Below are 12,052 nucleotides of genomic sequence, written 5' to 3'. Positions count from 1 at the left end.
CGGCGCTGCACTGTCGAAGCGCCACACCGCACCCGCTCGAGGAAGAGCCCAGAGGAGCCCCCGCCCATGAACACCATCCGCACACACGCCGCACGCCGGGCAGCAGCCGCCGTCATCGCGGCCGGCCTGCTCGTCGGCGGCCTCGCCGCCTGCGCACCCGCCGCCGACGAAGCATCGAACGAACCCATCCCCGCCGAGGGCACGGATGACGGCACCACGCTGACGCTGTGGACCCGCGCTCCGATCGAGCGCCAGGCCAAGCTGCTCGTCGACGCCTACAACGCCAGCCACGAGAACCAGGTCGAGCTCACAGTCGTCCCCAACGACGACTACGTCGCCAAGGTCGGCGCGGCGGCCGGGTCCGGCGGGCTGCCCGATCTGTTCGCCGCCGACATCGTCTACGTGCCCAACTGGGCGCAGCAGGGCCTGTTCCAGGACATGTCGGAGCAGATCGACGCCCTCGACTTCAAGGACGAGATCAACCCCGGGCACCTGTCGGCCGGCACCGTCGACGGCGCCGAGTACGTGCTGCCGTTCGCCCTCGACCTCTCGATGCTCTTCTGGAACAAGGAACTCTTCGCCGAGGCGGGCCTCGACCCCGAGAAGGCACCCGCCACACTCGAGGAGTTCGCCGAGGCGGCCATGGCCGTCCAGGCACTGAACAAGCCCGACACCTACGGCACGGCGACCGGCCTCAACTGCGGTGGATGCCTGGTCTTCACCTGGTTCCCCTCCATCTGGGCATCGGGCGACGAGGTCATGAGCGACGACGGCACCGAATCCCTGCTCGACGGCGACTCGGCTCAGGCGGTCTACGACACGTGGGCAGAGCTGCAGGATGCCGGCGCGATCCTCCCCTCCTCGACCGATGAGGCCGGACCCACCTGGACCGCCGCATTCAGCGAGGGCAAGGTCGGCGTGATGCCGTTCCCTGCGACCCTGCTTCCCTCCCTCGAGTTCGACGCGGGAGTCGCCGGCATCCCCGGTGTCGACGGCGGCGCCTCGACCTTCGTCGGCGGCGACGGCATCGGCATCTCGAAGGACTCGAAGAAGGCCGCGCAGGCCTGGAACTTCCTCAACTGGATGATGTCGGAGGATGCCCAGGTCGAGGTGCTCGCGAAGGACGGCAACGCCGTCTCGCGCGGCGACCTCGCCGACAACGAGTACGCCGCGGCCGACCCCCGCCTGGTGACGATCAACGAGGTCGCCGCCCAAGGCGACACTCCGGTGGCGCTGAACTTCCAGCAGGCATTCAACGCGCCGGGCAGCCCGTGGCTCACGCTGGTGCGCAACGCGGTGCTGAACGGCGACGACTCCGTGCCGGCCGACAACGAGGAGATCACCGCGATCCTGTCGCAGTGATCGCGTGCGGGGGGGGCGGCGCAGATCGCGCCGCCCCCCGCATCCTCGTCGGCGAACTCGCCACGGATCCCCGCACACCTGCACTCCGGGTGCCCTCGCCCCCTGCAGTCCCGATCGAAAGAGAACGTGATGACCCAGGCCACACTCCCGCTGCGTCGCCGCAGACGCCGCACCGCCTTCGGCGGCCCGGTGCAGGGCTGGCTGTACGCGGCCCCGACGGCGATCTTCGTCGCCCTGCTGTTCATCGTGCCGCTCGTGCTGGTGGTGCAGATGTCGGCATCCGACTGGCCGCTGCTGAGCGGCAATCAGGGCATCAACTTCCCCGAGAACTACGCGGATGCCGTCATGCACCGCCTCTTCTGGGACTCGATCCGCTTCACCCTTCTGTACACCGTCATCACGACCGTCATTCTGATCGGCCTGGGGCTCGGCCTGGCCCTGCTGGTGCAGGAGTCGACCCGATGGAAGGGGTTCCTGCGTACCGCGTTCCTGATCCCCAGCGCGCTCGGCCTGGCATCAGCCTCGCTGCTCTTCTACGTGCTCTACTCCCCCATCGCCGGGCCCTTCGCGAACCTCATGAAGTCATGGGGAATCACGTTCCTCGGCACACCGGAGGGCGCCCTGTGGTCGACGATCTTCCTGATCGTCTGGCGCTATGCGGGCTTCTACATGCTGCTGATGCTGGTGGGCCTGCAGGGCATCCCCGACGACGTCTACGAGGCCGCGCGCATCGACGGCGCGAACCGGTGGCAGACGTTCCGCGACATCACGGTGCCGCTGCTCAAGCCGACCTTCGCGCTCACCACCGTGATGTGCGTGACCGGGTCGCTGCTCGCGTTCGAGCAGTTCTACATCCTCACCAAGGGCGGCCCCGACAACAGCACCATGACCGTCGTCCAGCTGATCTACAACGTCGCCTTCCAGGGGCAGAACAGCCTCGGCATCGCCGGTGCCCTCTCGGTGATCGTGCTTCTCGCGCTCATCGTCATCAACGTCTTCCAGCTGCGCGCGTTCCGCCGCACGGATGAGAGCTGAGAACCATGTCCCAGACCCTGACACGCACCATCGTCGCCCCGAACCATCAGCCCACCGCGCCTCGGTACCGTTCGAAGGCCGCACGCGTCGTCTTCGGCATCCCCTATTGGGTGTTCACCACGGCCCTCGCGGTGATCTTCCTCTATCCGCTCATCTGGACCGGCGTCTCATCTGTCAGTCCGATGGCCGGCACGAGCCAGACCGACGGCTGGGGCTTCGGCAACTACGCCGCCCTCGGCGAGTACCAGGCCGGCATCTGGGTGTACCTCGGCAACTCGCTCTTCGTGTCGGTGCTCACGGTGGCGCTCACACTGTTCATCTCACTGCTGGGCGGCTACGCGTTCGCACGCTTCTCGTTCCCCGGCAAGAACGCGCTGTTCCTGCTGACCCTCGCGATCCTGATGGTGCCGTACGCGACGCTGCTCATTCCGCTCTACGTGATCCTCAACGCGGTCGGCCTGCAGAACTCGCTCGTCGGCGTCGCGCTCGTGATCACGATGTTCCAGCTGCCGTTCTCGATGTTCATGATGCGCATCTCGTTCGAGTCGATCCCGAAGGAGATGGACGAGGCCGCGATGGTCGACGGCTGCTCCAGCTGGGGCGCCCTGTGGCGGGTGCTGCTTCCGGCGGTCAAGCCGGGTCTCGTCACGGTCGGGCTGTTCGCGTTCCTCACGGCATGGAACGACTTCATGGCCCCGCTCATCCTCATCAACGACACCAATCGCATGACGCTGCCGCTCGCGGTGGCCAACCTCCGCGGGCAGGTGCAGGGTGTCGTCGACTACGGCGCCACCGAGGCGGGGGTCGTCGTGCTGGCGCTCCCCTGCATCCTGCTCTTCCTGATCCTGCAACGACACTACGTGCGCGGCTTCATGTCCGGCGCCTTCAAGGGATGACCATGTTCGACACCACCACACCGGCCGCTCCTGTGGTCCCCACCCGCGGCCGCCTGCGCCCTCTCGGCCTCTCGGAGGTGCGCATCACCGGAGGGTTCTGGGGCGACCGCCAGGCCGTCAACGGAACTGCCACGCTCACGCACATCGAGTCGCGGCTCGAGTCTGAGGGGTGGCTGCCGAACTTCGATCTCGCCGCCGCCGGCACGCTTCCCGCAGGGCGTCGCGGCCGCGAGTTCGCCGACTCCGAGATCTACAAGTACCTCGAGGCGCTCGCGTGGGAGATCGGACGCACGGATGCCGCCGGCGACAGCGACCTCGAGCAGCGGTTCCGCCGTGTGGTCGGCCGGGTCGCCGCCGCGCAGGAGCCCGACGGATACCTCAACACGATGTTCGGCCGCGAGGGCCAGGACGAACGCTGGTCGGCGCTGCAGTGGGGGCACGAGCTCTACTGCCTCGGACACCTGTTCCAGGCGGCCGTCGCCCGGGTGCGCACGAGACCGGATGCTGACGACGGTCTGATCGACATCGCCCGCCGCGCCGCCGACCTCGTCTGCCGCGAGTTCGGCGCCGACGGACGCGACGCGATCTGCGGGCATGCCGAGGTCGAGGTCGGCCTCGCGGAGCTCGGTCGAGCGCTCGGCGAGCAGCGCTACATCGATCAGGCAGCGTTGTTCATCGAACGACACGGGCGTGGGTCGCTGGGCGAGATCGAATGGGGGCGCAGCTACTTCCAGGACGACGTGTCGGTGCGCGACGCCGAGGCGCTGCGCGGGCACTCCGTGCGGGCGAACTACCTCTCCTCGGCCGCGGCAGACGTCGCCGCCGAGCTGTCGGACGAGTCGCTGCTCGACTCCCTGCGCGCGCAGTGGGATCGCACGGTCGAACGCCGCACCTATGTGACCGGCGGCCAGGGGTCGCATCACCAGGACGAGGCGTTCGGCGATGACTGGGAGCTGCCGCCGGATCGCGCCTACTCCGAGACCTGCGCCGGCATCGGGTCGATCATGTTCTCGTGGCGGCTGCTGCTCGCCACCGGTGAGGCGCAGTACGCCGACCTGATCGAGCGGACGCTCTTCAACGTCGTCGCGACCTCGCCCGGGTCGGATGGCCGCTCCTTCTTCTACGCCAATACGCTGCACCAGCGCACGCCGGGAACGCCGGCGGATCCGGATGCGACGTCGCCGCGCGCCTCGTCATCGCTGCGGGCGCCCTGGTTCGAGGTGTCGTGCTGCCCGCCGAACGTGGCCCGGACGTTCGCGAGTCTCGCCGCCTATGTGGCCACCGCCGACGACGACGGCGTGCAGCTGCACCAGTACGCACCGTCCACCGTGCTCACGACCCTGCCGGACGGGCGGGTCGTGGCATTCGAGGTGTCGACGGGGTATCCGACCGACGGCGATGTGCGGGTCACGATCACCGAGGATGCCGAGTTCACCCTGACTCTGCGAGTACCGTCGTGGGCGTCGGGAGCGACGGTGCGCGTGCGCAGCGAGGGCGGGGTCACGGAGTCCCCTGCGCCCGCGGGTGCGGTCGACGTCGTGCGTGCGTTCCGCGTCGGCGACATCGTCGAGCTGAACCTGCCGATCGTGGCGCGGGCCACGGCACCGCATCCGATGGTCGATGCGGTGCGGGGCAGCGTCGTGATCGAACGCGGCCCCGAGGTTCTGGCGCTCGAGTCGATCGATCTCGGAGCCGATGTCGGTGACGCGATCGTTGCGGGCGAGCCCGTCGAGCACGAGGGTCACGTGGTGCTGCCCGTGCGGCGACGCTCGACCGGCGAGGCGGTCGACGCGCCCTTGATCGCGTACCACGACTGGGCCCGGCGCGGTCCGTCTACGATGCGGGTCTGGATCCCAACGGTGTGATCAATCCGACTACAGTTCCATCGTCATTCGGCTGAATCCTCGATACGGAACTCGATGCCGACGGTTTCGTCCGGATCGGTGAAGCGGATCACTCCGTTCACGAAGCCGACGGAGAAGCTGGCTGGCCCGACGTCGAAGCCCGCACGTTCCGCCTCGACGACGTGCAGTTTGATCTCGGCACCACCCCGCACCAGCCGCCAGGTACCCTCCGCACTGAAGTCGTTCTCCGAGTCGCGATCGTGAACCAGATCGTACGAGACATGGTCCGCCGCGAAAGTACCGTCAGCATTGATGACGAGAGTTCCTTCGTCATCACCCGCTGCCCGCCATACTCCGATCGGCGAGGAGAGTTGCGGTGCGCATCCGATGAGCGCGAGGGCGACAACGGCGACTCCGAGTGGCATGGCGATTCGCGCCTGCCGACGCACGAGGCCGATCATGGATACACCGTCTCTGTCCACACGATCGTCTGGTGCTGCGGCGCCCACTCGCCGCTGTCGACTTCCGCGGCGAGCATCGAGGGGTGAACGATCGGAAGGTGGCCTCCTCCGGTGCCCGGGATGCGGGTGGCGGAGTCCGTGGTCGTTTCGTTGTTCATCACGTACGTCACCTCTACCCCTCCATCCGGGCGGGGATCGCCGGCGAACACCTCGAGCGAATACGATCCGAGGAACGACTCTGGCAGATTCTGCCCGTCGAGATGGAAATCCGCCAGGGGACCCGACATCGCGCTGGTCGCGAGATTCACGCCATCGTTGACGAGCACCGACGGGTTGTTGCTGATCGAGCGGTCGTAGGAATCCTCCTCTGCGCTGGTGAGAGTTCCACTTCGCAAGTCGGCCAGCACCCGTTCTCGCACACTCTCGATGTGGTCGCTCCGCATCAACGTCGACACGAACGGGTCGTCGGGACCGAGGGCCGCTCCGCGCCCGAGGTCGCCTCTCCAGAATTGACCGAGCATCTCCATCACGCGCCTGTTGGCCTTGTCGCGACGCGAGCCCTCCGGACTCTCGGCGACGCAGCGCAGACCTCCCCATGCGGCCGACGCCACGCGGCCCAGCAGACTCGCGAGGGTCTGATCCGCGGTCGCTCTATCTTTAGCGAGCTCAGCGAGTGCAGCAGTCACGGTCCTCGCGTCGATCGTCGCCTGCCGCTCCGCCTGAAGCCGATACTCCATCCCTGCGGCGTCATTGTCGAACAGCGCTCCTTCGCTCACCATGTCGAGGATCAGCTGCGCCGCCGCGAGGTCCTGTTTCAGCGGCTCGGCTCGTGCCGCGATCTCAGCGACGACATCGCCGTACTCGATGACGGCCTTGCGGGCAGCATCCATCGCCTCAGCGGAATCCTCGAGATCTCGCCGCAGACCAGCCGCCCGCCCGCGAAAGGCGTCGGCGCTCTCGCCTGTCCACGACGCATCGAGATCGCGCAGGATCGTGGTCACCGCGGCGCGCGCGTCGGACAGATCGGAGGCCCGCAGTTCGGCCCATCGAGCAGCGAGCCCGCATGACCCGACATCGCCCGCGCCCGGATCAGACCACGTCCAGTTGGACGGCATCAGTCGTCCAGCGCGGCGACGTAGGCGGCGAGCGCATCGATGTGAGCCTGCTCGGCAGCGACGAAGTCGGAGGCGGTCTCGTCGACGGCGCCGGCGAGACCACGCGCGGCCCATTCGAGCGCAGTGACGGCGTCGCCCCAGCCGCGCGAGAACATCGATGCCGCCGACGTCACGAGATCGCTCCTCATCGGCGAGAGATCCAAGGCACTCGCCGATCCGCCGACAGCAAGGCCGTTCAGCGTTCTGGCCATGCCCTGCATACCTTCGTAGTCCACATGGATTGGTTGGCGCACGTTCCCCCCAAGGATCACCTGCCTCCAAACTAATGTCCTCATATGAGGCCACTAGTGCTTCCCATGTGTTGTATTCCGATACGCAAAGCGAGGTTGCAGACCCTCCCCGGCACGCGAATGGCCCCACCTCTATGCGAGATGGGGCCATTCAGATGATGCGAACGGCAGCTACTCCCGTTTGCGCGTCACCGCCCGCTGCAGCAGCACGAACACGAGCAGGATGCCGCCGGTGATGATCGTGGTCATCTCGGGTGGGATCCCGCCGTCGCGCGTGATCAGCACGTTCATGAGTCCGAGCACCAGGGCCCCGATGACCGACCCGAGCACGTAGCCGTAGGCACCGGTGAGCACGGTGCCGCCGATCACGGCTGCGGCGATCGCGTCGAGCTCCCACCCGATGCCGGTGATGTTCTGCGCGGTGCCGAGGCGAGCGGTGTACAGAACCGCTGCAAGACCGGCCAGCCCACCGCTGATCACGTAGACGAGCACTTTCGTGCGGTGCACCGGCAGACCCATCAGGAGCGCCGAGCTCTCGGATCCGCCGATCGCATAGACCGTGCGTCCGGTGCGCGTGCGGTGCAGCACGAAGAACGCGGCCGCCACGACGATCACGGCGACGAGCACCGCGGGGGTGATCACCAGGTCGTTGACCTTGGGACCGTCGAGGATCTTCAGCTGCGTGCCGATCCAGCGGATGGGCGAGTCCTCGCCGAGCCGCTCGGGCTTGGTGCTGAGCAGCGAGGCGAGCCCCCGCCCGAGGAACATCATCGCCAACGTCGCGATGAACGGCTGCACGTTGAAGTACCTGATCAGCACACCCGACACGATGCCGAAGAGCACGCCGATGCCGATCATCGCGACGATCACGGCAAAGGCGTTCCAGCCGGCATTCGAGAGCATGACGCCGGCCACCGACGAGACCGCGATGATCGAGCCCACCGAGAGGTCGATGCCTCCGGTGAGTATCACGAACGTCAGCGCGACGGCGAGCACGATGAGGTGCGCGTTGTTGATGAGCAGGTTCGAGACGGTGCTGAACTGCAGGATGCGGCCGTAGGCGACTTCACCGAAGATCACCATGCCGACGAAGATGACGACCGAGGCGATGGTCGGCAGCACCGACGGATTAGCCGTGATCATGCGTCGCAGGCGGTCGACGACGTTCTCGGTCGCCTGAGGAGCCGGCGTGGCGGTCAGGACGCTCATGCGGACACCTCTTCCTTGGCGATGATCTGTTCGACGGGTCGCACCCTCCGGCGCCGACGGAACCAGCTGCGCACCCGCTGCGACTGCAGCAGGCACAAGATGACGATCACGATGGCCTTGAAGGCAGGAGTCGCCGACGACGAGACGCCGAGATACAGCACGGTCTTGTCGAGGGTGGCGATGAGCAGCGCTCCGACGAACGCGCCGCTGAGCGAGAACTTGCCGCCCGCGAGCGAAGCACCGCCGATCACGACCGCGAGGATCGCGTCGAGCTCGAGCTGGTATCCGGTGCGGGAGATGTCGACGGTCATGACGCTGCCGACCGACATGACGCCCGCGATACCGGCGAGGATGCCGCTCATGATGTACGCGGTGAGCAGCAGCCCCTTCGGCTTGATTCCCGCCATGCGGCTGGCCCGAGGGTTGATGCCGATGGCCTCGATCATGAGTCCCAGCGCGCTGCGCCTGACCACCCATCCGACGGCGATCACGATGAGGACGGCGAGGATGAACACCACAGGGACGCCGATCACGAAGCCGTTCGCGATCCATCGGAACGCATCGTTCGACGCCGTCGTGTTCTGGCCGCCCGTGATCACCTTGGCGATTCCCCGCCCGGCGAGCATGAGCACCAGCGTGGCGATGAACGGCTGCAGCCCGACGTAGGCGACGAGCAGACCGTTGACCGCACCGAGGATGCCGGTGATGACCAGCGCGAGTCCGACCGCGGCGAGCGCCGCGCCGAACGAGTCACCCGCGGCGCTGAGGAACTCCATCGAGACGGCCCCGGCGACGGCCATGAGCGAACCCACCGAGAGGTCGATGCCTCCTGTGGCGATGACGAGCGACATCCCGATGGCGATCATCATGATCGGCGCCGCCTGGCGCAGGATGTCGATGAGGTTGCCGACGAGGTTTCCGTTGTTGGGGTTGATCGAGAGCGCGAGGTATGTCGGGTCCTTGATCACGTTCAGGGCGAGCAGCGCGAGGATCGCGACGATGCCCCAGAAGAACGGCTTGTGGATCAGGTCCCGCCAGATGGTGGTGCCGGCTGACGCGGTCATCGCGCTGCCTCCTTGTCGGTCGTGGGGGCGATGCTATCGGGCACGGCGCCGTCGGTGTCGTCGAGCGTCTCGGCAGCGGCCTCGACTCCGTGAGCGGCGATCACATCGACGATCACCTGCGCGGTGACATCGGGGCCGTTCTGGATCTCGCCGATCTTGCGGTGGTCCTTGAGCACGACGATCCGCTCGGAGAGACGCACGACCTCTTCGAGCTCCGACGAGATGAACACCACGGCGACGCCGTCTTCCGCGAGCGCGGCCACCGCCTCCTGGATCTCGGCCTTGGCGCCCACGTCGATGCCGCGGGTCGGCTCGTCGAGGATCAGCAGCTCGGGCTGCGTGGCGAGCCAGCGCCCGAGCAGCACCTTCTGCTGGTTGCCGCCGGAGAGGTTCTTGATCATCCGGTCGGGGTCGGCCGGCCGGACGTTGAACTGCGCGATGTAGCGGTCGACGATCGCATCCTGCTCCTTGCGGCTCATCGGCCGCGCCCAGCCGCGTTCGGCCTGCACCGCGAGGACGATGTTCTCGCGAACGGTCAGGTCTCCGATGATTCCTTCGTCGCGCCGATTCTCGGTCGAGAAGGCGATCCGACGTGGCAGCGCATCGGCGGGAGAACGCAGCTCGACGGTGCGCCCGTGCAGCTCGAGCGCTCCCTCGTCGGGACGATCGGCCCCGTACAGAAGTCGGGCGAGCTCGGTACGGCCCGAGCCCAGAAGGCCCGCGAAGCCGACCACCTCTCCCGGACGGATGTCGAGGTCTGTCGGCTCGACCGCCCCGCGCCTGGCGATGCCGGATGCCGAGAGCAGCGGCTTCTCGTCGGCCTCACGCGGCGCGCGGCGGCGATTGCCGCCCAGGGACTTCAGCGCGTCGAGATCCTTGCCGATCATGGTCGAGATGAGGGCGTGCCGGTCGAGGTCGCGGGTGAGGTACTCGCCCTGGTATCGACCGTTGCGCAGCACCGTGAGCCGGTCGCTGATCGCGTAGACCTGATCGAGGAAGTGCGAGACGAAGAGGATCGCGACACCCTGGTCGCGCAGCGAGCGGATGACGGTGAAGAGCCCCTCGACCTCGGCGGCATCGAGGCTCGAGGTCGGCTCATCGAGGATGAGGACCTTTGCCTTGATCGCCATCGCGCGGCTGATGGCGACGAGCTGCTGCAGCGCGATCGAGAGGGTCGAGAGCGGTCGGCGCGTGTCGAGGTCGCCGAGCCCGAGTCGATCGAGGGCTTCGGTCGCGGCGCGGTGGGTGGCAGTCCAGTTGATGCCGAACACGCCCCGCAGCTCATGGCCGAGCATCACGTTCTCGCCGATCGAGAGGTTGGGGGCGAGGTTGACCTCCTGGTACACCGTCGAGATCCCGGCATCCTGAGCGTCACCGGCTCCGCCGAAGCTGCGCTCGGCGCCCGTGACGACGATGGATCCGGAGTCGATCGGGTAGACGCCGGTCAGCGCCTTGATGAGGGTCGATTTGCCGGCGCCGTTCTCGCCCATGAGCGCGTGCACCTCGCCCGGGAAGAGTCGGAAGTCGACTCCGTCGAGGGCTTTGACTCCGGGGAACTCGATCGAGATGCCCCGCATCTCGACGATGGGCAGTTCTTCGTTCATGCTGTCTCTCCGTCCGGGAGAGCCCGGGTGGCACAGGATCTGCACCACCCGGGCTCGCTGCCGGATCGCTCCGGCGTCGGCGTCGGTGCTCGGTCAGTACTTGCGGTCGGCCAGCACGGCCTGCGCCGCCTCGGCGGAATCGAACGCCTCACTGGGGACGACGATGTACGACTCGACCTCTTCGCCGGCGAGAGCCTTCTCGACGACCTCGAGCGCGGTCTCGCCGAACAGCGGGTTGTACTCGTGCACGTAGCTGAGCTGACCGTCGGCGAGCGCCTGCATGGCGTTCTTCGTGCCGTCGATCGTGGCGATCTTGACGTCCTCGCCGACGACGAGTCCCGCCTCCTCGGCGGCCTGCGCTGCGCCGAGACCCATCTCGTCGTTCTGCGCGAACACCAGCTGGATGTCGTTGCCCGAGGCCTTGAGCATGGTCTCGAAGACGCTCTTGCCCTCCTCCGCCGACCAGTTGGCCGTCTGCGCGTCGAGCTTCGTGAGCGACGAGTCGCCGAGGCCCTCGTCGAACCCGGTGTTGCGCTCGTTCACGACGCCGACTCCCGCCGGGCCCTCGAGCACGACGTAGTTGCCACCGTCGGGGAACGTGGCGGCCGCCCACGTGCCGACCTCCTTGGCGACCTCGACGTTGTCGGGCGCGATGCGGGTCACGTACAGGCTGTCGTCGTCGGGCTCGATGCCACGGTCGAGCAGGATGACGGGGATCTCCGCCTCCTGCGCCCGCTTGAGCGAGTCCTCCCAGCCGGAGGCCTCGGTGGCCGACAGCAGGATGACGTCGACGCCTTCGTCGACGAACGACGTGAACGCGTCGATCTGCGACTTCTGGTCGAGGTTGGTGGCGGGCGCGTACTTGAGGTCGTATCCGGCATCCTCCGTGAAGGTGTCCTGGATGTTCTGCTCGTTGGCCTCGCGCCACGCGCCCTCGGGGCCGACGGCGACGAAGCCGACGGTGGTGAGCTCGTCCGAGCCGCCTCCCTCGCCGCCGGTCGAGCAGGCCGCAAGGCCGATGGTGAGTGCGCCGACTGCTGCCAGGCCGAACGCGATTCGGATGCGCTTCTTCGCGGACATTTCTTCTCCTCTTTGAGACGCCGGGAGTCACTCCGGCAATGGTCGAACCGTCATGGTCCTGTCGTGATTGCAGGACACCTGCACCGCGTGTC

The 12,052-nt window shown here is 67.4% G+C and carries 11 protein-coding genes; 4 read left to right on the top strand and 7 right to left on the bottom strand.

Annotation, left to right across the window (positions count from 1 at the left end; genetic code table 11):
• Window positions 1-66: 66 nt before the first annotated feature.
• The 4 genes from ASF63_RS09580 to ASF63_RS09565 all read left to right on the top strand — a co-directional run bounded on the left by ASF63_RS09580 (window position 67) and on the right by ASF63_RS09565 (window position 5,158).
• The gene (locus ASF63_RS09580) at window positions 67-1,362 is read left to right on the top strand and encodes an ABC transporter substrate-binding protein (protein WP_056512586.1); all 1,296 of its coding nucleotides are present in this window, start codon (window positions 67-69) and stop codon (window positions 1,360-1,362) included.
• Between the two features lie 129 nt (window positions 1,363-1,491).
• On the top strand, window positions 1,492-2,397 hold the full coding sequence (locus ASF63_RS09575) for a carbohydrate ABC transporter permease (RefSeq protein WP_056512582.1): 906 nt from the start codon (window positions 1,492-1,494) through the stop codon (window positions 2,395-2,397).
• Window positions 2,398-2,402: 5 nt separating this feature from the next.
• Window positions 2,403-3,293, top strand: a complete 891-nt coding sequence (locus tag ASF63_RS09570) for a carbohydrate ABC transporter permease (protein ID WP_082477973.1) — start codon at window positions 2,403-2,405, stop codon at window positions 3,291-3,293.
• The gene (locus ASF63_RS09565) at window positions 3,290-5,158 is read left to right on the top strand and encodes a beta-L-arabinofuranosidase domain-containing protein (RefSeq protein WP_157534288.1); all 1,869 of its coding nucleotides are present in this window, start codon (window positions 3,290-3,292) and stop codon (window positions 5,156-5,158) included. The genes ASF63_RS09570 and ASF63_RS09565 overlap by 4 nt, the downstream gene beginning before the upstream one ends.
• A 23-nt stretch (window positions 5,159-5,181) precedes the next feature.
• Here the strand turns inward: ASF63_RS09565 and ASF63_RS09560 are convergent, their stop codons facing one another.
• The 7 genes from ASF63_RS09560 to ASF63_RS09530 all read right to left on the bottom strand — a co-directional run bounded on the left by ASF63_RS09560 (window position 5,182) and on the right by ASF63_RS09530 (window position 11,960).
• Window positions 5,182-5,598 (bottom strand): hypothetical protein, encoded by a 417-nt coding sequence (locus ASF63_RS09560; protein WP_056512577.1) that lies wholly within the window; start codon window positions 5,596-5,598, stop codon window positions 5,182-5,184.
• A complete protein-coding gene (locus ASF63_RS09555; RefSeq protein ID WP_056512573.1) occupies window positions 5,595-6,713 on the bottom strand; it encodes a WXG100 family type VII secretion target in 1,119 nt (372 codons plus the stop codon). Before ASF63_RS09555 ends, ASF63_RS09560 begins: the two co-directional genes overlap by 4 nt.
• Window positions 6,713-6,964 carry a hypothetical protein gene (locus ASF63_RS09550; protein ID WP_157534287.1) on the bottom strand — a complete coding sequence of 84 codons (252 nt, stop codon included), beginning with the start codon at window positions 6,962-6,964 and terminating at the stop codon, window positions 6,713-6,715. Before ASF63_RS09550 ends, ASF63_RS09555 begins: the two co-directional genes overlap by 1 nt.
• Before the next feature lie 210 nt (window positions 6,965-7,174).
• Entirely contained in the window at window positions 7,175-8,212 is a 1,038-nt protein-coding gene (locus ASF63_RS09545; protein WP_056512568.1) for an ABC transporter permease, read from the bottom strand.
• Complete coding sequence (locus ASF63_RS09540) at window positions 8,209-9,276, bottom strand: ABC transporter permease (RefSeq protein ID WP_056512565.1); 1,068 nt, start codon at window positions 9,274-9,276, stop codon at window positions 8,209-8,211. The genes ASF63_RS09545 and ASF63_RS09540 overlap by 4 nt, the downstream gene beginning before the upstream one ends.
• Entirely contained in the window at window positions 9,273-10,880 is a 1,608-nt protein-coding gene (locus tag ASF63_RS09535; RefSeq protein ID WP_056512562.1) for a sugar ABC transporter ATP-binding protein, read from the bottom strand. The genes ASF63_RS09540 and ASF63_RS09535 overlap by 4 nt, the downstream gene beginning before the upstream one ends.
• A 93-nt stretch (window positions 10,881-10,973) precedes the next feature.
• A complete protein-coding gene (locus ASF63_RS09530) occupies window positions 10,974-11,960 on the bottom strand; it encodes a substrate-binding domain-containing protein (protein WP_056512559.1) in 987 nt (328 codons plus the stop codon).
• Window positions 11,961-12,052 lie beyond the last annotated feature (92 nt).

The organism is Microbacterium sp. Leaf320, assembly GCF_001423485.1.
Lineage (GTDB): Bacteria > Actinomycetota > Actinomycetes > Actinomycetales > Microbacteriaceae > Microbacterium.
This window is presented reverse-complemented; position numbering and strand designations above follow the sequence as displayed.